General features: G+C 59.7%; 14 protein-coding genes. 7 read left to right on the forward strand and 7 right to left on the reverse strand.

The genetic code is table 11. The features are described 5' to 3' along the window. Positions 1 to 5: 5 nt before the first annotated feature. The 3 genes from IPM39_04315 to IPM39_04325 all read right to left on the reverse strand — a co-directional run bounded on the left by IPM39_04315 (position 6) and on the right by IPM39_04325 (position 3,805). Positions 6 to 563 carry a hypothetical protein gene (locus IPM39_04315; GenBank protein MBK8985295.1) on the reverse strand — a complete coding sequence of 186 codons (558 nt, stop codon included), beginning with the start codon at positions 561 to 563 and terminating at the stop codon, positions 6 to 8. 57 nt (positions 564 to 620) lie between these two features. Continuing rightward, the gene (locus IPM39_04320; protein MBK8985296.1) at positions 621 to 2,291 is read right to left on the reverse strand and encodes a phage tail sheath subtilisin-like domain-containing protein; all 1,671 of its coding nucleotides are present in this window, start codon (positions 2,289 to 2,291) and stop codon (positions 621 to 623) included. A gap of 101 nt (positions 2,292 to 2,392) precedes the next feature. Further along, positions 2,393 to 3,805 carry a hypothetical protein gene (locus IPM39_04325; GenBank protein ID MBK8985297.1) on the reverse strand — a complete coding sequence of 471 codons (1,413 nt, stop codon included), beginning with the start codon at positions 3,803 to 3,805 and terminating at the stop codon, positions 2,393 to 2,395. Positions 3,806 to 3,986: 181 nt separating this feature from the next. Here IPM39_04325 and IPM39_04330 point away from each other — a divergent pair, with 181 nt between their 5' ends. Next, positions 3,987 to 4,982, forward strand: coding sequence for an Rpn family recombination-promoting nuclease/putative transposase (locus IPM39_04330; protein MBK8985298.1), 996 nt, complete (start codon positions 3,987 to 3,989; stop codon positions 4,980 to 4,982). A 63-nt stretch (positions 4,983 to 5,045) separates the two neighbouring features. On the opposite strand, the gene recQ is transcribed toward IPM39_04330, so the two are convergent. Both recQ and IPM39_04340 read right to left on the reverse strand, forming a co-directional pair. Continuing rightward, positions 5,046 to 7,397, reverse strand: coding sequence for a DNA helicase RecQ (gene recQ, locus IPM39_04335; GenBank protein MBK8985299.1), 2,352 nt, complete (start codon positions 7,395 to 7,397; stop codon positions 5,046 to 5,048). Then, on the reverse strand, positions 7,397 to 7,882 hold the full coding sequence (locus IPM39_04340) for a DUF488 domain-containing protein (GenBank protein ID MBK8985300.1): 486 nt from the start codon (positions 7,880 to 7,882) through the stop codon (positions 7,397 to 7,399). The genes recQ and IPM39_04340 overlap by 1 nt, the downstream gene beginning before the upstream one ends. Before the next feature lie 392 nt (positions 7,883 to 8,274). Between IPM39_04340 and IPM39_04345 the strand changes: the two genes are divergently transcribed. The 3 genes from IPM39_04345 to IPM39_04355 all read left to right on the forward strand — a co-directional run bounded on the left by IPM39_04345 (position 8,275) and on the right by IPM39_04355 (position 12,310). After that, positions 8,275 to 9,390: a serine hydrolase gene (locus IPM39_04345; GenBank protein ID MBK8985301.1), complete on the forward strand. Its 1,116-nt coding sequence runs from the start codon at positions 8,275 to 8,277 to the stop codon at positions 9,388 to 9,390. A 184-nt stretch (positions 9,391 to 9,574) separates the two neighbouring features. Beyond that, entirely contained in the window at positions 9,575 to 10,432 is an 858-nt protein-coding gene (rocF, locus tag IPM39_04350) for an arginase (protein MBK8985302.1), read from the forward strand. Between the two features lie 57 nt (positions 10,433 to 10,489). Further along, entirely contained in the window at positions 10,490 to 12,310 is a 1,821-nt protein-coding gene (locus IPM39_04355; GenBank protein ID MBK8985303.1) for an ABC transporter ATP-binding protein, read from the forward strand. A gap of 47 nt (positions 12,311 to 12,357) precedes the next feature. Here the strand turns inward: IPM39_04355 and IPM39_04360 are convergent, their stop codons facing one another. Together IPM39_04360 and IPM39_04365 are read right to left on the reverse strand one after the other, a co-directional pair. Beyond that, on the reverse strand, positions 12,358 to 16,155 hold the full coding sequence (locus IPM39_04360) for a GAF domain-containing protein (GenBank protein ID MBK8985304.1): 3,798 nt from the start codon (positions 16,153 to 16,155) through the stop codon (positions 12,358 to 12,360). Positions 16,156 to 16,236: 81 nt separating this feature from the next. Continuing rightward, positions 16,237 to 16,857: a TetR/AcrR family transcriptional regulator gene (locus IPM39_04365; protein MBK8985305.1), complete on the reverse strand. Its 621-nt coding sequence runs from the start codon at positions 16,855 to 16,857 to the stop codon at positions 16,237 to 16,239. 303 nt (positions 16,858 to 17,160) lie between these two features. Here IPM39_04365 and IPM39_04370 point away from each other — a divergent pair, with 303 nt between their 5' ends. From IPM39_04370 to IPM39_04380, 3 genes are all read left to right on the forward strand, one after another. After that, positions 17,161 to 18,618, forward strand: coding sequence for a PLP-dependent aminotransferase family protein (locus tag IPM39_04370; protein ID MBK8985306.1), 1,458 nt, complete (start codon positions 17,161 to 17,163; stop codon positions 18,616 to 18,618). A gap of 205 nt (positions 18,619 to 18,823) precedes the next feature. Next, complete coding sequence (locus tag IPM39_04375; GenBank protein MBK8985307.1) at positions 18,824 to 19,993, forward strand: AI-2E family transporter; 1,170 nt, start codon at positions 18,824 to 18,826, stop codon at positions 19,991 to 19,993. A gap of 72 nt (positions 19,994 to 20,065) precedes the next feature. Beyond that, complete coding sequence (locus IPM39_04380; GenBank protein MBK8985308.1) at positions 20,066 to 22,921, forward strand: PQQ-binding-like beta-propeller repeat protein; 2,856 nt, start codon at positions 20,066 to 20,068, stop codon at positions 22,919 to 22,921. Positions 22,922 to 22,926 lie beyond the last annotated feature (5 nt).

The following is a 22,926-nucleotide window of genomic DNA, read 5'->3' on the forward strand; positions in this document are numbered from 1 at the left end:
ACTTCTTACGCTGTTTCACCAAAGCCTTCGGGAACCTGGGCCACGCCTTCACCGCCACCGGGAGGCGCTTCGCGGTCTAAGACGCTGATGGTCAGGGCCTGGAAAGTCAGGTTTTCCATCACAAAATCATCTTCGGGCATCCGGTAAGCCCAATTTTGGAATTTAACCCCTTTCAACTCCAGCGAGGCCGTCGTGCCGGGCACGGCCGGGTCGGTCAGGGCCACCGTCATGTTGAAGGTGGGCTGGACGTAGGGTTCAGCAATTTGGGTTGGGGCTGCGCCGCGACCCAGCAGCAGGTCCAGCAGCGCGCCATTGATATAAGCGCGGTCTACCTTACCGCTGATCCAGATGTTGCCCGGATGCAGCGACGTGGCATGGCGGCGGCCGATTTCATGAAACGCTTCCAGATCAGTCTGGACGCAGACTTCCACGCCGGTTACGCGGCCCACTGTCGTCATTTCATAGGCATCAATGACCGCCTTTGCGTCCTGCCCTTCCGGGGTGTCTTCATTTGCCAGGGTCAACGTGCCGTTGGCGCCGGTATAAACATTTGTCATAGCCATGGGAATTGCCTCCAATTGTCTAAATTGGTCCAATCTTGGAGATTGGACCAATTTCACTTACTCCAGGAACATCGTCACTTTGATGAAGTCAATGCTGAAGACCGGCCGCAGGACGATGGTAACGCGGGCGATGCCCTGCCGTTCTTCTTCGCGCGTGGCCGATACGTCCAGGTCGTAGCTGATGAGCATCTCGTCTTCCACCATCTCGGCCAGGAAGCTGTTGATGGTGGCGCGCATCGCTCCGCGCACGCGGGCGTTGTTCAGCAAACCGATGTAGGGATCGGCGGCCGAGCGCACGCCAAATTTGGCATAATCCACAATGCGACGGGTGGTAATCTGATGCCAGGCGGTGTTGGTGGACGTGGTGATGCCCTTCAGGACTTTAAAGCCCATCTTGTCTTGCAGCGCCAGCACCCGGTTTTGCACCAGCTGCGTCAGTTCGGCGTTGGTGAACTTTTCTTGCAGGTCTACGACGGGCAGCGGCTTGTTGGTCAGGCTGACGTGGGGCGAATAACTCGCCATCAATCCGGCGATGGCCGCTGCCGCATACGCGCCGGGCAGTTCTACCCGCTTGCCGGTGGCGGCGTCGGTCGCCCAGATGCCGGGGGCGACAAACACAATGCGGTCGCTGTTGAGATCGTGCCCGCGCAGCGCATCCACGTCGTCGTTCAAGGCGCTGCCGACAATGCCAATGCGCTCGTGTTTGTTCAGGTCAGACGAAGCGGCCGTCACATGAGCGGTCAGGTCTGCGCCAATGTCCGTGTGGCTTTGCCCGGCGGCAACCATGATGTGCGCCGGTTCGTTGATTAGCTCGTCCAGCCCGGCTTTGTAATCGGCGGCAGAGACGACGGCCCCGTTGTCGCCGCGCGTGTTGGCGCCGGTACCGAAGAACTGGAAGTCCAGGGCGCTGGCGAAGGCGGTGGGCAGTTGGGCGGCGTTGGCCGCCGGGGTAGCGCGCACCAAAGAAGACGCGCCGTTGATGTCGGACGTCAGATCGTTGCCGTTGGCGGCAATGTAGACCTCTTCTTGCTGGCCGTAGCGCAGGGTAACTTTGGCGCTGGCGCTCTGGTTGACGACGTAGGAGGCTGTTACCCGGTCGGCGGCGGCCGGTTCTTCGCCAGCGGCGAAGGTCAGCGCGCCAGTGTTGATGTCTATAAGTACCTGGCCAGGTCCGGCCGCGCCGGTGTAAATGAGGTTCAGAATACGGGTGCGCTGCTCGGCGTCTATGAAGTGGGTGATGCGGTTGCGGGCGCTCTGCACAGCAGGCGTGTAAGCCAGACTGATGGCCGCGCCGCCGTTGTGCTGCTCGTTGCTGACAAAACTGTGGGCGTCGGCAGCCGTGACGTTGACTTCGATGCCATTGCCCCAGTCACCGGCCGACTGCGCCCGCAAATTGACGCAGGCGCCGCCGGCCGAATTAAGCATCAAGCTGGCCTGGGCTTCGCCGTTGGCAATGCGCACGGCCAGGACGGTGGTGGCCCCATGGGTGAAAATTTGCTCCAGGGCACGAACGAGAGTCAATTCGTCTGAGGCCCCGTCTACCCAGGCGTCGTAATCGCCGAAGATTTCGCGGGCCTCGGTGTAGCTGCTGAGAATGACGGGGGTGTCTACGGGGCCTTTGGCCGCCGTCCCGGCGACGCCGACGTTGTTCACCGACACGCGGCCGGGCACAATGAGACCTTCGGGCCGTACTTCAATATAGGTTCCTGGCAAGATCATTTCGGACATATTGGTCTCCTTTGGGAATAGTTGTTAGTTGATAGTTGGGAGTTGATGGTTGGGTGGTGGGTTGACCGGTTGGCAAGCACCGAGCCATCAGACTAACGAACTTAAACTGCACGGATATAAAAAACGGCCGTCTGGTCAAAGTGGGGGTCGGTGCTGCCGGGTTGATAAACAAGCTGCAAGTGGTCGGCGCTGTCGGGCAGGAAGATGGGCGTGGCGAATTGGAGAAGGAGGGCGTCGTAGTCGTCGAGGGTGGCGTCCTCGTCCCAATCGCCCAAGGTGATAGGGCTGCCGGCCGGGTTGAAGGCGGCGAGAAAATCGCTGAAGGTGGCGAAGGTGAGTTGGGCGTGGCGGTCGGGCGTGGTGGGATGGGTAACGGCCGTTACCCATTGCCCCAGATCGGCAAAAGCGGTCGGCGCGCCGACTGCGCCAACAAACGTGCGCCGCAGTATGACGGATTCTGAGGGTGGTAAGCCGGGTATGAAACTGAGCGCGGTGAACCGGCTGACCGTCTGCCGGCCGCGTAAATCGAGCATTGGCGCGATGAGGTCATCCCAGCGGGCCAGGGCGTCGGTGATAACGGCCGTTTCTCGCTGCGGCGAATTCGGTTCTTCCGGGTCGGTATGGATGGGAATGCGGGCGATGAGGCTTTGCGCCCCGTCGCTGTCGGTGTAGCGAAATTCGTAGAGGAGGTCGTAATCGGCCGCGCGCCGCCAGATGTTGAGCGAGGGGATATGTTCGGCCAGGCTGGACCCGGCGGCCGTAAAGCGGAGAAAGCCGGCGATCCACAAGTCGTTTTTAGCGGTGAGTAAACGGCCGTGCAGGTCATCAATCGCCAGGTCCACGTCGTTGGGCGTGGTCGCCCATAGTTGGAAGCGGACGGTGGCCTGCAAGCGGCCGCCTTTCAAAACCAGGCTGAACTGATTCAACGATTCCTGGCCGATGTAATTGCCCAGACCGGCCGATTTCTCTTCCACCTGAATGATGGAGACGTTGGACGTGGGCAGTCCTACGCCGCTGACCGGCAGGTAAAACTCCAGGGCAGCGCGTAAGGCGGTTAAAACGTCCGTGGGTGAGGGGGCGTTGTGGGGGATGAACGGCGCGGAGAGGGCAACGGCCGCAGCGGCTCTGGGCATTGCGACGGGCGTCTCCAGGGCGGCTGGGCCAATGCCGACGCCGGTGAACAATGCACCAACAGTCTCTGTGCCGGCAGTGGGCTGCGGTTGTGTCTCTGGTTGATTATCCAGGTTGTCCGGCCGACCACGCAAAAAGGAGAAGATGGAACTCATGGAGTGTCCTCGAGTGTTTCCGGGCTGCACGCCCAGGACTTCCAGATAGGGCGCGATAAAGGCAATAATGTCGTTCAGGTCTTCAAAATAGCGGCGCTTTTGGCTGGGTACGTGGGTGATATGCCCGCGCCACAAGGCTTTATGGCTCGCTTCGAGCATTTCTTCTAACGTTTCTTCTAGCCATATCCTGACGATGAAGGAATGGGTTGTGGTCTCAGGCAACGCCATAGATTGCGCCTTTTCAGGTGGTCAGGATACCGTGTTGAGTGCCAAGTTTGTATAAGCTGGGGGTACAATACCAGCTGCCTGTATCACCAGGCGTTGTTGGCGCGTATTACAGATCGTTTTGCTGGGGGGAAAACGTGATACACTTTGTCTGGCAATAATTTCTTATGTCCTGATTGATACCATGAGCGAACTCAGCAATCCTCATGATCGCTTTTTCAAAGAGACGTTTGGCCGCCTGGAGATAGCGCGGGACTTTTTTGCCAACTATTTGCCGGAGGCGGTAACGGCTGTACTCGATCTGGACACCCTCAGCCTGCAATCTGGCAGCTTCATAGACCCCGACCTGCAAGAACAGTTCGCCGATCTGCTCTATCAGGTGAACCTGCACGACGACAGTACAGCCTATCTTTACCTGCTGCTGGAACATAAAAGCTACGCCGACCCACAAACCCCCTTCCAACTGCTGCGCTATCTGGTACGCATCTGGGAGCGTGACCAACGTGAAGGGAACGGGCTGCGACCAATTTTGCCGATGGTCGTCTACCATGGCCGGGAACGTTGGCGAGCAGCGACCAATTTTACCGATTTATACGTCGGTCCGGCGGCTCTGCGCCCCTACTGGCCGGCTTTTGGCTATGAACTGCAAGACCTGTCCACCCTCAGCGACGAGGACATTGTAGGCGCGGTGCAGCTTCAGATTGGCCTGCTGGTGATGAAATACATCTTTGACCCAGGGCTGCGCGGCCGATTGGGCGATATTTTGGAGCTGTTTAACAGATTAACGGAGGCGAAGACGGCGCTGGAATATCTGGGGACAGTATTGTATTATATCGGTAAGGCCAGCTCCCACATGGCCCCGGATGAGATGGTGACGATTGTCCGACAAGCATTGGCGGACAAAGGAAATGAGCGTATGCAAGTAGTAGCCGATTATTGGATTAATCAAGGCATCGAACAAGGCATCGAACAGGGCATCGAACAGGGGCGCATCCAGACGTTACAAGAAAACATTCTGGATCTGCTGAAAGTTCGTTTCGACCGGGTGACGCCTTCTATGACGCGCAGGATAACGGCCGTTACCGACACCACGCTCCTTCGCCAACTCCTACGTCTGGCCGCCAGCGCCGAGACTGCCGACGCCTTCACCCAGAGCCTCCTAGACCTTCAGAGCAATTAAGCGCTAACAGCCACCTTTGGATTCTCCGACAAGCTATCGTGTTGGGTCGGTTTGCGATTGCCGTTAACGGGCATTTTTTGTTGCCGCCACCAGGCGCAGCAGGTGTAGTTCGTCGTAGCTGATGGCCTCTTCCAGCGCTTCAAAGACGGGGCGCAAATAGTCGGTTCCCAGTTCGGCGAAGGCGGCCAGGGCGCGCTGCTGGTCGGCGGGGGAGAGTTGGCTGAGTTCCAGCAGGCTGTCGGGGCGTAACGGCCGTCCACCCTGCACGGCCGTCCACAAATGGTTCAAAATCGTGCGATCCTTCACGCCAAACTGGGCGGCCAACTCCGGCACAGAATGCCCGGCGTTGAACAAATCGGCCACTTCGTCGGCGCGGCCGCGGCTGCTGCCGGTGGCTGGGCGAGCGGCGGTGGGGATGGTAACGGCCGTTTTCAGCCGTTCGCCAATCCCCTTTTCACCACAGTAAGCCTGGATGATCGGCAAAAATTCATCGGCGTACTTCTCCAGTTTGGCCCCACCCACGCCATACATGCCGCCAAACGCGGCCACCGACTGCGGGAAATAGATCGCCATCTCCACCAACGACCGGTCGGAAAAAATGACATAAGGCGGCACGTTGGCTGCCGCCGCCAGCGCCGTGCGCCGGTCGCGCAGCCGGGCAAACAGGTCGGTGTCGTAATCCTGGGCGGTGACAGGACGCACAGCCTCCGGCTGTGCGGGCAGCAGGCCCCGCACCGGTTCCCCCTTGAAAACGGCGTAGGCTTGTGCTGTTAGCTTCAGGCTGCCATGTTCCATATCCTGAACCAACAACCCTTGTTGAATGAACTGCCGCGCCAGAAATTGCCATTCCTGCTTAGAATATTCGCCGCCAATGTTATAGGTCGAGAGCCGGTCGTGGCCGCGCGCCAGCACCTTTTGCGATTGCGAACCGCGCAGCACATCTATGATGTGGGTCAGGCCAAACATCTCGCCGGTGCGTTTGACGCAGGCCAGGAATTTTTGCGCCGGGATGGTCAGGTCGGCCAGTTCGCCCTGTTCGTTCTGGCAGTTATCGCACAGGTCGCAGTTGTCCTGGGTGTAGGTTTCGCCGAAGTAGGCCAGCAGCGGCCGTCGGCGGCACACCATCGTCTCCACAAAACCAATCATCGCCTCCAGCCGCGCCCGCGCCCCGGCCTGCTGCGACGGCTCTTGCTGTTGGATGAAGAAGTTGATGGTTTGCACGTCGGCGTAGCTAAACAGCAGCAGGCAGTCGGCGCGCAGGCCGTCACGCCCGGCGCGGCCAATTTGTTGGTAATAGCTCTCCAGGTTTTGCGGCAGGTCGTAGTGCAAAATGAAGCGCACGTTGGATTTGTTGATGCCCATGCCAAAGGCAATCGTCGCCACCATCACAACTCCCTCTTCCAGGGTGAAGCGCTTCTGGTTCTGGCGGCGCGTAGCGTCGTCTAGCCCGGCGTGGTAGGGCAGCACCGGCCAGCCCTGGGCGGTAAGCTGTTCGGTGATTTGGTCTACCTGTTTGCGGGTAGCGCAGTAGATGATGCCGGCTTCGCCGCGATGGGCTTGCAGAAATTCGGCCGCCTGGCGCAGCCCAGCCGATTTGGCGGCGACGGCCAGATGCAGGTTGTCGCGGTCAAAGCTGGCGATGAACTCATCGGCGGCGGCGATGCCCAGGCTGTGTTTGATGTCCTGGCGCACGCGGGCGGTGGCCGTGGCGGTGACGGCGATGCACACGGCCGTTGGCAGCCGCCGCCGCACAGCCACAAGTTGGCGATATTCCGGCCGAAAATCATGGCCCCAGGCGGAGATGCAGTGGGCTTCGTCAATGGTCAGGCAGTCTACGTGGGCCTGTTCCAGCAGCAGCAGGGTTTCCGGGCGCAGCAGGGTTTCCGGGGCGACGTAGAGCAGCTTCACCGCCCCGGCGCGAATTTGGTCGCTGGTCCACTGATATTCGGGGCGGCTAAGGGTGGAGTTGAGGAAAACGGCCGTGACCCCAACTTCCCTCAGCTGCATCACCTGGTCTTCCATCAACGAAATCAGCGGCGAGACGACGACGGTGAGGCCGGGAAAGAGCAGGGCGGGAATCTGGTAGCAGAGCGATTTGCCACTGCCGGTGGGCATGATGGTCAGGCTGTCTTGCCGGTTGAGGACATTTTGGATGACGTCGGCCTGGAGCGGGCGGAATTCGTCGTAGCCGAAGACTTGCTTGAGGGCGGTGAGGGGGTCGGAGAAAGAGGGCAGATGCGCTAGCGGCGGCGGCTCCGACCATTCCGGCGGCGGTTCGTCATCGGGCGGCGGGCCGTAGATGGCGTAGTCGGCAAAGTCGTCGTCGAAGTTGGGCGGCGGGGGCGGAACGGCCGTCTCCCGCTGGTCATCTTCCTTCGACGCAAACAAAGCGATCTGGTGGCCGTTTAACCGCATCAGGCCAGCACCGCCGTCTGGTCGGCCAGCTGGCCGGTTTCGTCGATGTGGGCGACGGGGATGGCGACGGCCGTGAGCGCCTGCCCAATCAGGTGCGTGCGGTGGCACTGCTCCGGTTTGCCCTCGGCGCACATCAGCGCCGCCCGCTGCTGCTGGCGAAACGCCTTTTCCACGCGAGCCAGGCCGGTTTGGAAGACGGCCGTTTGCCGCACCTTCTCATAATCGACCTTGCCATCGGTGAAACAGGCGGGGTCGTCCGGCTGGCCGCCCAGCGTATCGCCCATGAAGACGTAGCGAATGTTGGCCGCTTCCAGGTGGGCGGCCAATTCGCTCTTACCAAACTCCGGTTTGTAGCGCGAATAAGGCTTCGAGCGCACATCGAGCAGGTAGGCGATGTCGTAAGCGTACAGGACGGCGATGAATTCGGCTAGGCTGCGCGCACCGTAACCGATGGTGTAGATGGGAATCTGGCTGTTTGGCTGCATGGCGGATTTTAGGGCAAAGATGGGAGATTGCTGAGGCAAAGGCAATGGCGGACCTTGCAACCGACAATTGGGAATTGCCCATTGCAACCGACACAGAAACAGGCATCGTTCTGGCGGGCATCTTCCTTTTATTCCTGGTGGGCTAAATGGATCCATGATAAGCCGCCAACACGCCCATCCTCCTGGCGCAAACCACCCCCCTACCCACGCCCACCCTGGCGGCTACCGCCACGCCTGACCCGTCACCTGCCGCCCCTGGCCCGCCACCCGCCACGTCGGCACTGGTGGCCGAGCTGCCCCCAGCCCCTCAACCGCCAACCGCCCTACTCGTTTGCCTTCTACTCCGGACCGCTCTCTCCGGCCTGCGGCCAGATTTTGCCGATTTTGCAACGGTGGATTTGCTAACCAGCCTCACCCCAGACGCCAATGCCCTGAGCAGCCTGGAAGCCATCATGCCGGCCGCCGCCAAACCGGCTTGGGATTATTTATTAGCGAATCCGCAAAACGTGGCGCTGGTCGCTTTTCGCGCCGGGCAAGAAGCCAATGGCGTCTACCTGAACGCCGACGCGCCCATGCCCCTGGCTTCGGTGGTGAAAATTATCCACCTGGTGGCCTACGCCGAGGCTGCCGCCGCCGGAGAATTGGATCCTGCCAGTTACGTGCCATTGACCGAGTTGGAGCAGTATTACCAGCCTGGCCTAGACCTGGGCGCGCACCAGCAAGCCATCGCCGACCTGGAGGAACAGGGGGTCATTTGGGGCGACCCGCTGCAAATTCGCCTGAGCGACGTGCCCTGGATGATGATGCGCTATAGTTCCAATGCGGCCATGGATTATTTGCACAATCGGCTGGGGCAGGAGCGGATAGAGGCAACGGCCGTCGCCCTTAATCTGACCAGGCAAACCGCCCCATGCCCGTTCCTGGCCCAATTCCTGGCGATGAGCAACTTCACCCGCGCCGGCAGCGATTATGCCGCCGTGCAAACTTACCTGGCCGACCCCGCCATCTACGGACAAGAGGCTGTGCTGCTGGCCGACGCCTACGTCAACGATGCGGCTTTCCGAGACACACAAAATGCGTGGCGGCGGGCAGAAGCGGCGGCCCCTTGCCCGGTGCAGCGCCTGTTCAGCGATACGCTGAATCCGCAAGGTTCGGCCGGCGAATATGCGGCGCTGATGGCCCGCCTGGCGCAAAACGGCCTGAGCAACCCAGACAGCAGCTACATCGCCCGGCGCTACCTGGAGTGGCCGATGGTCTTTGCGGCCAATCAGGAGTTGTTCAGCAATTTGGGCTACAAAAATGGCTCCATGCCCGGCGTGCTAACCACCGCCTACTATGCTTACCCATTAGGCGAGGTGACGCCGATGGTGGTGGTGGTGTTTTACCGCGACCTGCCGCAGCGCACCTACCAGGCATGGCGGCGCAGTCTGCCCCACGACGAATTGGCCCGCTGGCTGTTGTCTGACCCGGCGGCGATAACGGCCGTGCGCGCCGCGTTAGGGCAATAGACACAACCTTGCGCTATAATCAGCCGACTTCAACATCATCAGTAGATCGAACTGATTTGGGAGCGCAGGCGTCTCGCCTGCCAATGCGGGCATCTTGCCCGCGCTCCGTTTCGATCTACTGATAATCGTCAATTAAACAAGGTGTCAGGTGAAGCAACGGACCATTCGCATTATTGGTGTGCCCATGGATTTGGGCCAGAGCCGGCGCGGCGTGGACATGGGTCCCAGCGCCGCCCGTTACGCCGGGCTGAAAGCGCGGCTGGAACGGCTGGGGCACGTGGTCCACGACGAAGGCAATGTGTCTGTGCCCAACCCGGAAGAGGAAGTGGCCGAGGGTGGCAGCCGGCGGCTGCAGGCGGTAACGGCCGTTTGCCAACAAATCTTCACCATCGCCAGCCAATGCGTTCAGCAGGGCGACTTCACCCTCTTTTTGGGCGGCGACCACAGCATCAGCATGGGAACCATCGCCGCCGCCGCCCAACGCCAGCCGGTGGGCGTCATCTGGATAGACGCCCACGCCGACTTTAATACGCCACAAACGTCGCCCAGCGGTAACATTCATGGGATGCCAATGGCCGCCCTGGTGGGGCAAGGCGCGCCGGAATTGGTCAACATCGGCTATCCCGGCCCCAAGCTGCAACCGGCGCAAATTGTGCAGATTGGCATCCGCGACCTGGACCCGGAAGAGCGCGACAATTTGCTGCACAGCGGCATCAACGTCTTCACCATGCGCCATCTGGATGAATTGGGCATGGCCGCTGTGGCCCGGCAGGCGCTGGACCGGCTGCGCCACCTACCCCGACTGCATGTCAGCCTGGACATGGACAGCCTGGACCCAGACGAAGCGGCCGGGGTGGGCACACCCGTGCCCGGCGGCCTGAGCTACCGCGAGGCGCATTTGCTGATGGAGATTTTGGGCGACAGCGGCCGGGTGGAATCGCTGGACATCGTGGAAATCAACCCTATTTTGGATGACCGCAACAAAACGGCCGAACTGGCGGTGGAGTTGGCGGCCTCGTTATTAGGACAGAGAATCCTGTAAAAGGGCGGGAAGACCCGAAGGCTGTAGCAAACCCTGGGGTCTATGTGGCGCTACATTATGGCAACTATCATGCGCGGCCTCGAGGGCGAGGCTTACGACCGACGGTATGACGACAAGGAACTGGTCCGGCGAATCTGGCGTTATTTTCAGCCACACACGCGGGAAACGGCCGTTGTCATTCTCACCGTCTTCCTGATGGCCCTGGCCAGCGCGGCGTTTCCCCTGCTGGTAGCCCAGGGCGTCAACCGCATGACCGGCCAATCCGACGGCACATTCATTGCCGTGTTGGGCGGCGGCGCCCTGGTATTGGGCTTTGGCGTCTGGGGGCTGAATTGGGTGCGCCGCCAGCTAACCGTCAACATCATCTCCGACGTGGTTTTGGCGATGCGGGAGGAAGCGTTTACGGCCGCCGCGCAACAAGACCTCTCCTTCTACGATGAATTTAGCTCTGGGCGGGTTGTCAGCCGCATCACCAGCGACACCCAAGAATTTGGCGAAGTCATCGTGCTGAGTACCGATGTGGTCAACCAGCTTTCTTCGGCGCTCATTCTCATCATTGTATTGTTCACCATTGAGTGGAAGCTGACGCTGCTGGTGCTGGCAATGACGCCCTTCATTGTAGCGGCGGCGCTGGGTTTCCGGCGGCTGGCGCGGCGGGTAACGCGCCAGGGTTCGCGGGCGGTAGGCGAGGTGAATAAAGCCATTCAGGAATCGGTGACAGGCATTCGGGTGGCCAAAAATTTCCGCCAGGAACAGGCCATCTACGACGAGTTCATGGGTGTTAACCAGCAGGCATACCAGATCAATGTGCGGCGCAGCTTTGTGCTGGCAAATATCTTTCCGGTGCTGAATGTGTTGGGCGGCATCGCCACGGCCGCGCTGGTCTATTTTGGCGGCCTCAGCACGGCCGCCGGGGTGATTACCGTGGCCGCCTGGTATCTGTTTGTGTCCACGGTAGACCGGTTTTGGTTTCCGATCATTAATTTGTCGGCGTTTTGGAGCCAGTTTCAGCAGGGGTTGGCGGCGGCGGAGCGGGTATATGCGCTGATTGATTCAGAATCGGCGGTGACGCAAACGGCTGATGAACCGGTGGGCGCTCTGCGCGGCGAAATTTGCTTTGACCATGTTTGTTTCCGTTATTCAGAGCAAGAACAGGTGCTGCGCGATTTTTCGCTGACGGTTGCGCCGGGGGAGAGTGTGGCACTGGTGGGGCATACGGGGGCGGGCAAGTCCAGCATTATCAAGCTGATCGCCCGCTTTTATGAGTTTCAGGAAGGGGAGATTAGGGTAGACGGCCGTTCCATTCGCGCCTTCAACCTGGAGCAATATCGGCGGCAGTTGGGCATTGTGTCGCAGACGCCATTTTTGTTTGCCGGTACGGTGGTGGAGAATATCCGTTACGGCCGTCCGGCGGCCAGCGATGCAGAAATAGAAGCGATGGCCCGGCTGATCGGCGCTGGTGAATGGCTGGAAACATTGCCCGACGGTCTGCACAGCGATGTGGGCGAACGGGGCGGGCGGCTTTCCATGGGGCAGCGGCAGTTGGTGGCGCTGACGCGGGTGCTGGTGCAAAACCCGCGCATCTTTATTTTGGACGAGGCGACGGCCAGCGTGGACCCCTTCACCGAATCGCAGATACAACAGGCATTGGATTTGATCATGAACGGCCGCAGCTCGATCATCATCGCCCATCGCCTGTCTACCGTGCGCGCCGCCGACCGCATCATCGTCTTACGCCAGGGGCAAATCATCGAAGAAGGCAGCCACGAGATGCTCATGGACCAATCCGGTCATTACGCCGAACTGTACGACACCTACTTTCGCCACCAATCCCTCGATTATATTCAATCTGAACAGTGGCAGCGGCAGAGGGGTTAGTCAGTGTTCAGTGTTCAGTGGACTGAACACTGGTCACTGGTCACTGGTCACTGATCTGGCGAGTCCAGTAAAGTCGGCAGGCGAATCTGGAACGTTGTTCCCTCGGCAGGTTTAGAACGCACAGTAATCCGGCCCCGGTGCGCTTCCACAATTTCCTTTACCAGAGCCAACCCCAAACCTGTGCCCTTGCCCTGATGGTGCTGCACCGAGTCGGCCTTCGCTCGATAAAAACGCTCAAAAATGCGCTGCATTTCCTCCGGGTCAATCCCGCTGCCCGTATCGGTGACCTCTATCAACACGTCACGCCCATCGGCCCACACCTTTAGAGAAATCAGGCCGCCGGCTGGCGTAAATTTGAAGGCATTGCTGAGCAAATTATCGAACACCCGCCGCAGGTGGAAGGGATCGCCTAAAATAACGGGCAACGGCCGTTGGATAGCTGTCGTCAGGCTAATCGCTGCCTGATTGGCCTGGAGCAAAAACTCTTCCTGGATTAACTGTACCAATTCGCCTGGGTCTATTTCTTCGCGCCGGAAATCCTGGGTCTCCGCTGCCAGCAAAGCAGACATATCATCCAACATGGTAATGAGCATCCGAATCCGCTTGATGATGATGCCCATAGACTGGGTTTGCATCGCCGTCAGCTCACCCAGCGCGCCGCTGTCCAACAGCTCCGCATAACCATAAATCAAACCCAATGGCGTGCGCAGTTCGTGTGACACATTTTGGATAAACTCGGTACGGGCCTCATCCAACTCTTGCTGACGCGCCAGGGAAACGGCCAGGACGGCAGCGCGTTCAGACAACTGCGAAAAGAGCCGCTGGTTTTGCAGGGCAATGCCCGCCTGACGGCCAATAGATTCCGCCAGAGCCAGATCGCGGCGGCTGAATTGTTTGCCAGGCGTGAAACTAAAAATCTGCATTGCGCCCAAAGATTCCTCACCGGCAATGATGGGGACGCCAATAAAAGCGCCCACGCCCACCTTCGTCAGAGCATGATACGCGCGCGGATGGTCCTGGTAGCGCTTCTTCATCACAGGTTGACCTGTTTCTACAATTTCCCAGCCGATGCCACTGCCCCGGCTGACAGGGCGCAAATTGACGCTGGCAGGGATGTTGTGTGGATAAAAGGTCATTATCTGATGGTCTATCACCAGCCCCAACAAGCCGGCGTCCGCGTCTACCAGATCGGTCGCCAGGCGGGTGACGTAGGCCAGAATGGTGGGCAAATCGGGCGCGCTGTTGAGGGTGCGGGTGATTTCGTTCAGACGCTGCTCCCGGTCCAAAGCGTGACGGATTTCGGTTAGCAGAAGGATGTTTTGGTAGGTAACGGAGACGATGTAGGCCAATGTTTGCCCGGCGGCCAGATCGTCGGCGTCGAAGGGGGCAACCTCATCTCGGTAAGTGACCAGAGCGCCAATGGGGTCTTGGGGCGACGATAGGGCGAAGACAGCAAAGCTGTAGAATCTTTCTTCGCGGATGAGGTCATGCAAAACGGCCGTGCGTGGATCCGTTTGCGCATTGTCCACAAAGACAGGCTGGCTGCTGGCCAAAAGCTGATTGGCCGGCATTTGCCGGAACTGTTGGGTAATGGCGTCAGTATATCGTTTGGACAGATTGTGGGCGTACAGGCAGTGGGCCGAAGCGGTGGCGCTGTTGTAAAGGTAAATAGCCACACGGTCGGCGTGGAGGGTTTGCCGGGCAACGGCCGTTACCGTTGGCCCCAATTCTTCTAGAGCGCGTATATCTAGCAGCGCGGCGGCCGCTTTTGTCAACTGCTGCTGCTGTTCGGCGCGCTGCTGTTCGGCGGCAAAAAGCCGGGCATTGTCAATGGCCACGGCCGCCTGGTCGGCAAAGGCAATCAGAAGCTGCAAATTATCTGGCGTAAACTGGTTTTTAACGTCTCGGCGCGTTACCGTCATCACCCCAATTACCTGGCTACGAATCGCCAGCGGAGCCAAAGCCATGGCCTCATCTTCTTCCGGCGTGCCCGGTATCTGGACGCCGCGCCCATCCTCCAACGTATTGCGGATAATCTCTGGGACGCCGCTCAGAGCAACCCGACCGGTAATGCCCACCCCCACCGCCAGCGAAAAATTCATGATGGCCTGCTCCGGCCGATCCGACAGAGCCACCACACAGCGCAGCATTTTGCCATCTGGAGCAATCAGATGAATGCGGCAGGTATCGGCTTTGAACAATCTTTGCGCTTCAGCGGCGATGGTGTTGAGGACGTGGTCCAGCTGCAGCGAAGAAATCGCTTTGCTGGTGGCTAACAAAGCGGCCGTTTCCGCCGCCTGATGCTGCGCTTTCTTGAACAAGCGCAGCTTTTCAATGGTGTTCGCCAACTGCCCGGCTATGGTCGTCAGGAGGCGTTCATCGGCTTCGCTAAAAGCGCCTGGCTGGTCACTTTCCGCGTTCATCACGCCAATGATCTGTTGGTCTAGCTTTAAGGGGACGCACAGCTCAGACCGGGTAAGCGAATCGCCCAAAAACGCTGGCTCTTGGGTCACGTCGGTGATGCGCCGTGGTTTGCCGGTGGCCACCACTTGTCCACAAACGCCTTCACCGGGGCGGATCAGTTGGAACAAATATTTGCTTTGCCGGCAGTGTAGCGACCGATGATAAGAAAGGCTGCCCGACTGCGGGTCCACAAAAGCAAAGCCAAACAGATCAGCCCGCAAAGCCTGGGCAATGATGGGTGCGACACGCGCAAACAGCGTGTCTTCGTCATTGGTTTCGGTGGCAGCGGTGGCGATGGCGTGCAGCAGCGTCAACTCTTCCACCAGCTGTTGGTTGTGGGCAAACAAGGCGGCCTTCGCCAGGGCGGTGGAAAGTTGATAGGCGACAATTTGCAGGATGCGAATCTCGTGCGCGTTAAAATGGTTGGGGTCTGTATGCTGCACGTCTAACACGCCAATTAACGCCAGTTCATTAATGAGCGGAATGGCGACTTCGCTGCGCGTATTGGGCAGGACGGGATTGGGCAAATGGTAACTTATCTCGCGCACGTCATCTACGCGCACAACTTCGCGGGTGCGGGCGGCGCGAGCAACAATACTACGCGAAGCGTTGATGGCAATGGTGTGCCGCTTCTGTTTCAGGCGCTCGCCCACAACGCCGGTTCCGGCCTGAATGACCAGATGGGTGGCCGCGCCGCTGTCGGTCTGGGCGGGAAGATTGTTGGCCAGGAAAATCTGTGTGTAGTAATAGCCCAAACCGTCACGCAGTTGGTTGGTGGTTCGGTTGAGCAGGGTGTCCTGGTCTAAAATGGTAGCCAATTCGGCGCCGAGTTCGTAGGCCAATTTCTCGCGCTGCTCGAAATCTTTGCGCTGTAAAGCGTTGGTAAAAATTTCGCCGACAATATGCAGCAGGGAAACCGTTTCGTTGGTCCAGATTTGTTCTTGCGCCAGAAGAACCAGCAGGCCAAAGCGGGTATTCTGGCGGACAAGTGGCACGGCCGTAAACGCTTGCCAACCCTGGGCAGCAAACAGACGTCTTTCCTGCACCGCTTCCGGCGGCAGATGCTCGCCATTCGGGACGTAGACAAAGCCGAATTGGTCCAACTCATCTAAAATCCAGCCCATATGGGCCGGGGGCATATCATGAATGGCGGCTCCTTCGCAAGCCGCGTCGGGAGCGCTCCACTCGTGGGTATTGGAAAGCAGGCGGTTTTTTTGTAAAAGTACCAACGCGCAGTCAGCCCTGGTAAACTGGCCGATCAAGCCCAGAACATGGTTGATACCGTTGTCTATCTCGTCGGGGGCCAGGTTAATGAGGTGCGTGGTAACGGCCGTTAACAACCGTGCAAACGGCGATGGTTGGTTCTGGCTTTCAACAGCCACCTTACCCTTAGAGACAGAGGGGCGGGTGCTGCTTGGAGGTAAATCCGCTTTCCCTTTCATAAGCCTTGAGCAATTGTTGCGTTAATGGCCGCCGGTATAGGCGCAGGCCCTTAACGCAAACTGAAACATATCTTGCACGGCCGCGCCCGCTTCGCGTTCTGTGTCGGGCTGATTCAGTAAATGCAATATCATCTCATCAAACGCGCCGGCAAAACCCTCGGCTGTGCGGCGGCTGTTTTGCGGCACAATCAAAGTTTGGGATAGGGCCTGGTCTAACGGCCGTTGCCACAGCGCAATCAACCGCTCTCGAAACGCCATCTGTTTATCCACCAACATCGGCGATGTCCCCACACCCCCCACCAGCAGCAGTTGGATGACCGCCGGTTCAAACACAGCAATGTTCACATAAGCCTGCAACCCGGCCTTTAACTGCTGCGGCAGCGTTACCCGCGACTGGATGGCTTGCTGTAAGGCTTGCAGCAAAAACTGGGCCGTCTCCTCATACAGATGAACAAACAAGGTCTCCTTATCCGGGAAATAAAAGTAAAACGTGCCCACCGCCACGCCGGCTTCTTCGACAATATCCCGAATGGTGGCCGCCTGATACCCCTTTTCGGCAAAAACGCGCACGGCCGCCTGCATCATCGCCGCGCGTTTAGAGTCCTTTTTCTGACGTGTTTTGTCGCTGCTGTGGTACGGCATATTTGCATCTCGTCTTGCTGCTAACCATGCGGTCAGCTTACAGGCAGATATAGCGCTTTGTCAATAAACCATTCAGACTACCGGGGTTTGCTGGTTGTTGGCAGCCAGCCTGATATACCTGACAAGGTGACAAGGTAACATCTGACAAGGTGATGAAAATGTCGGATGTTGATCTTTGCGAACATATATTGTAATTCAGGTTTGTGTTTTGTGCAGTCTGAATGAAAATAGAGCAGGTAGAAGAACAAACAAACATCTTTTCAGCGACAGGCAGTATCTGCCCTTCGGTTGAGGCAGTTTTTTATGTTTAGTTTCGTGTTACAGAAGAACGGCCGTTACCCCCTATATGCCCAACTCTACCGCCAGATTGCCGCGTTGATTTTGGGCGGTGAACTGCCGGCGGGGACAAAGCTGCCACCCAGCCGCCAGTTGGCCGTCAATTTGGGCGTGGCGCGGGTGACGGTAACGCAGGCATATGAACAACTTCAAGCAGAGGGTTATATCGCCGGGCGCATTGGCGCGGGCATGTTTGTGACCGAGGGGTTGGTGAATGCGCTGCTGCCAAAGAGGGAGGAGAAACGGCCGTTTACCCCCACCTTCTCCCACTGGGGCGAACGGGTCATGGCCGCCGAACCGGAGGTTGAATCAGCGGCGGCCCGCCCGGCCATAGATTTTGGCTTTGGCCGTTCCTTCGCCCAGATTTTCCCCTACGATGTGTGGCGGCGGCTGCTGGCCCGCTACCTGGGCGCCGACGACGCCATCCTGGCCCGCTACGGCTCCGTGGCCGGGTTTGAGCCACTGCGGGCCGCGCTGGCCGATTACCTGGCGCGGCAGCGCGGCGTGCGCTGCACCCCGGAGCAGATCGTCATTGTGAGTGGGGCGCAGCAGGTGCTGGATATTCTGGCCCGCCTGCTGCTCAATCCAGGCGACGAGGCGCTGGTGGAAACGCCTGGTTATACAGTAGCCTACGATTTGCTGCGCGTCTACGGGGCCAGGCTGGTTGGCCTGCCGGTGGACGACGAGGGCTTTCGGGTAGAGCTAATCCCACAAGACAGCCGGGCGCGGTTGGCCTTTGTGACCCCAACGCATCAATTCCCCCGCGGCGGCACGATGTCGCTGCCGCGGCGGCTGCGCCTGCTGCAATGGGCGCAGGAACGGGAGGCGCTGATTATTGAAGATGATTATGACGGCGAACTGCGGTATAACGGCCGTCCCCTGGCCGCTTTGCAAGGGTTAGATGAGGCTGGGCGGGTGGCTTACCTGGGCACGTTCTCGAAAGTGCTGTTCCCGGCGCTGCGCCTGGCCTATGTGGTGCTGCCCCCGGCGCTGCTGAACCCCTTCGTGCAGGCCAAGAGCCTGATAGACCGGGGCGCACCGACGTTAACGCAGGCGGCCGTGGCCGATTTCATCACCGAAGGGCATTTTGAGCGCCATTTGCAGCAGCTGCGGCAGGCGTATGGGCGGCGGCGGGCGGTGCTGATTGCGGCCATTGCGGCCTATATTGAACCCAACTTGCCCCAGGTGCGCTATGCGCCGATGGCCGCCGGGCTGCATGTGATGCTCTATTTGGGAACAGGGGTGAATGAAACGGCCGTAGTGCAGCAGGCGGCGGCGGCCGGAGTGGGGGTGTATCCTGGCGCGCCCTATCACCTGGAGCAGCCCGCGCCGCCTTCCATTTTGTTGGGCTTTAGCGGCCTGGAAGAGGCGGAAATTGAGGAAGGCGTGCGGCGGTTGGCAAAGGTGCTTCCAGCCCAGGCGTGATTCTGCTACAATCCCCGTCGGCGACACAAACAACCACATGAATGAGGTTAGAGTTGTCAAATCTTAAAGATTTGACAACTCTATTTTCACAGAAGACATCATGAGTAGGCGCACCGCCACGAATGAAAACCCTGGGAGCGCAGGCGTCTCGCCTGCCGGGGCGGACGGGACGTCCGCGCTCCCATTTTCAAGGGAGGCGAAAAAGATGGCAGACAAACAGTCCCCCGTTCCGTTTATCGAACAATCCACGGCCCCCTGGGCTGACTGGCAGAAACAACTGGCCGCCCTGGTTCTGCTGGCATTGGTCCCGCTAACTATCTACTGGCTGCGGCCGATACTGACGCCGCTCATATACCTGTTCCTGACTGCGTTTATTTTGCGCTATCCCATTAAGCTGCTGCAAACACACCTGAAGCTGCCATACCGCACGGCCGTGCTGCTGGTCTATTTTCTGTTTGTGCTGTTGGTGTTTGTGGCGCTGTATTGGTTGTTCGCATCGTTGGCGGGTACGGCCGTTACCATGTTCCAGGGCATCCAGGTCGTCCTCAATGCGCTCATCCCCTCGCCGCAAACAGTCACCATCGGGCCGATTGACCTGAGTCCTATTTTGCGCCCGCTGCAACGGATGGCGACGATTGGCGGGACGATCAGGTTGTTAGCCTCATCAGGTGGGCTGATCACGCAACTATCCTCTGTGCTGGGACTATTGGCCGGCTTCCTGAGCGACGTGTTTTTTGTGGTCATCATTTTGCTCTTTTTCTTGTTGGAAGCGCCGCGCACTGTCAATGCGGTGGGGCGGTTGATTCCAGAGACGTCGCGGCGTGAATACGCCATTTTGATCAGCCGCAGCGTGGATTTGTTCCAAAGTTATCTGGTGGGGTCGCTGGTGGTGGTCGGTTTTTATTGGCTGATAACGGCCGTTCTCTTTTGGATTACCGGCGTGCCCAATGCCCTGGTAAGCAGCTTTGTCATCGCGCTGCCCAAATTTATCCCCAGCATCGGCGGTCTGTTCTCGATCATAATGGTTTTCTTCTACGCGCTGGTGGCTGGCTCCAACAGCATCAGCCTGAATCCGCTGCTGTTTGCTTTTTTGCTGATGGCGGCTTATATGCTGATTTCCGGCGTGGCCTATTACTTTGTAGACGTGCGCGTATACTCGCGGTCGGTCAACATTCCGGTCTGGGTGCTGCTGGTGGGTCTGATTGTTTTTTCAGCCGCTTTGGGTGTGTTGGGCGTGCTGATTGCTGCCGCCGTGCTGGCGATTTTAGGTGAGGCGTTGACATTTGTGCTGAAGAAATTGCGCGGCGAAGATCCCTATCCCGGCGAACCAGAACCACCACTGTTTCCCGCAGGTAACGGCATGGTACAGTCATGATCTGGCTTTTGATCAGCGGTGCGCCAAACCTGACCACCGGCTGGCTAAAGAAAAGTTGACAAACAGATATTTATGAAACGTTTTGCTCACCGCATCGCCCACGCGCTAAAAGCCGTTTTACGCAATCGCTGGCTCTGGCTGACGGCAGCCATTGCCCTGACCGGCTGGTTCACAATCCGCCAACTCACGCCGGAGGTAACGGCCGTTCCCGCCATCCCCCCCGGCAGCCCAACCGTAACCATTGCCGGCGCGCGCCTCGGCCGGGGCGGGCAGGTCGTCTGGCGCGCCGCCGAGGGGCAGACGCAGGCGTTGGCCGTCGCCCACTGGTCGCCAGAGCAGATTATCGCCCAGCTGCCGGGCGAGTCAGCGGGCGGCGCGGTGCAGGTCAAACGGACGCTGTTCGCCAGCGACTTCACGCCGGTTGTTTGGCAAGCCGCCGGTTTACCATCGCAACCCTTTGACTATGCCAACCCCGTCGCCCCCGATGCGCCCTGGCCGACGTTTCGGCGCGACCTGGTCAACAACGGCCGTTCTCCCCTGCCCGCCCTCTACCACAACGACCAACCCTGGTTCTTCCAGACAGAAAAGGGCATCTTCTCTACGCCGGTCATTGACGAACAAGGCATCATTTACGTCGGCTCGGCCGACCACAACTTCTACGCGCTCCACCCGGACGGCCGCGAGAAGTGGCGCTTCACCACCGGCGAAATCATAGACTCGGCGGCGGCCATCCCCCGCCCCGGCCTGCTGGGCGACGAACCGGGCATCCTGGTCCCCTCCGGCAACGGCCACATCTATCACCTGAACCGGGACGACGGCCGTCTCATCTGGTCCTTCAACGCCCCCGACAAAGCGTTCAACTCCTGGTTCGAGGGCAACGTGCAAATTGGCTACGACGGCACGATTTACGCCGGCAACACCAACTTCAACTACTACGCCATCACTCCGGAAGGGACGCTCAAATGGACCTTCCCCACCGGCTCCAACGCCTGGTCGGTGGCCGGTATCGGCGAAGATGGCACGATTTTCTGGGGGTCCAACGACACCTTTGTCTATGCCGTCACCCCCGACGGCCAGCAAAAATGGGCCAAACGCACCCTGGGTTTCATCGCCGCCAGCGCGGCCATCGGCAGTGACGGCACGGTCTACATCAGCTCCTTCGACAGCCATCTCTACGCCCTGGACCCGGTCACCGGCGACACCCTGTGGCGCTTCCGCACCGGCGACCACATTTACAGTTCGGCCGCCTTGTCGGTGGATGAACAGGGGCAGACGACGGCCGTTTATATCGGTTCGGCTGACGGCAGTTTGTATGCCCTGGACCCGGCGGGCAGCCTGCTCTGGTCTTACGACACCGGCGATGTGATTCGCTCCTCGCCGGTGTTGGGGCGCGCCCCCGATGGGGTGGGCGAGATTGTCTACTTTGGCGCGGGCAACGGCCGTTTCTACGCCCTCAACGCCGCCGACGGGACGCGCCGCTGGTCGTTCGACACCACCGACCCCGACCCCGAACGGCGCGACCGCAACGATCTGAACGCCTCGCCCGCCCTGGGCCAGACCGGCGTCTACTTTGCCGGGGAGCACGGCCAGGTCTGGTACGTCCCCTACGATTACTGCCTGCACGCCAGCAGCGACGCCCGCTGCCAGACCAACCCCGGCAGCGACCTGCCCGCCGACGTCGCCGCCCTTTTTTACGTCTCCCCCGGCGGCAACGCCCAGGACGTCTTCCCCGACACCCTGCCAACGGCGACGATGATCACCTTGCGCCTCCTGGTGCGCGAGGCAGACCAGACGGTGGACGCCTGGGTTTGCAACAATCCGCTCTACTGCCCCGCCGACGCCCTGACCATCACCCTCAGCCCGGAAACCCCGTTCGCCTGGGAGAAATCGGCCGACGGCCGTTACCTCTACATCCGGCCTGAGGGTTTCCTGCAACCGGCCACCGCCTACACGCTCACCGTCAGCGGCCATTATTACACCGGCGGCCTGGCGCTGGGCAATTTGCAGCTTGGTGGCCGACAAAGCGGCTCTTTCGCCGACACCTTCACCTTCCAGACGACCGCGCAGAGCGGCGCACTGCCCTTAGCCATTGGGGACGATGAGGTCCAGGCGCTGGAGTGGACCCGGCTGGCTGTGCCCATCCCGCCGATGATGCCCAGCCTCAACCAGATTGGCTTCGACTACATGGACTGGATCATGACGCCGGTGGTCATCACCCCGCCGGACGCGCAGGGGCAGGGGCGATTTGTCCTCTGGGTCACCGGCGGCAAAACCAACGACGCCGGCCAGTTGGTCGCCGACCCGGAATCCGACTTTTTGCTGCCGTTTAGCGGCCGTTACCAGGGGCAGGACGTTATTCTGCAAAACAAAAGCGTCGTCATGGAGGTGACGGGCATCCCCATCCCCTTCAACCTGCTGGAGATGCGCGGCCGGCTGGGCGACGATTTCACGATGGACACAGCCACGCTCTACGCCGACACCGACGCCCTCTCCATCCCGAACTTTGGCCCCTACCTGGTGATTGGCGGGCTGGCCAATGACGTGTACAAAAAGCTGCTGGTCTCCGGCACGTTCATCACCCGGCCTTATCCAGATGGCGACCCGGCTAACAAACGGCCGTCAGACATCACCGTCACCAACCTGACCTTCACGCCGCCAGACGACAGGCGCGATGGGCAGGTGGTCGCCACCCTGCAGCTGCCCCCCGGCTATGACCTGACGCCCCATCGCCCGGCCATTTTGCTGCTGGACAGCGCGGCGACGGAAGCGGTCTATCTGAATTATCTGGAGCTGCTGGCGACGGCCGTGACCGGTGACACAGCGACCATCACCCTCACCATCCCGGCCGGGACCGCCCTGCCTGCTGCCTTACAGGGCGCGGTTCTCTTCGACGCCTACCCATTGGCGCTAGAGACGCTCAGTCCATAACGACG

It is taken from the genome of Candidatus Leptovillus gracilis (assembly GCA_016716065.1).
Classification (GTDB): domain Bacteria; phylum Chloroflexota; class Anaerolineae; order Promineifilales; family Promineifilaceae; genus Leptovillus; species Leptovillus gracilis.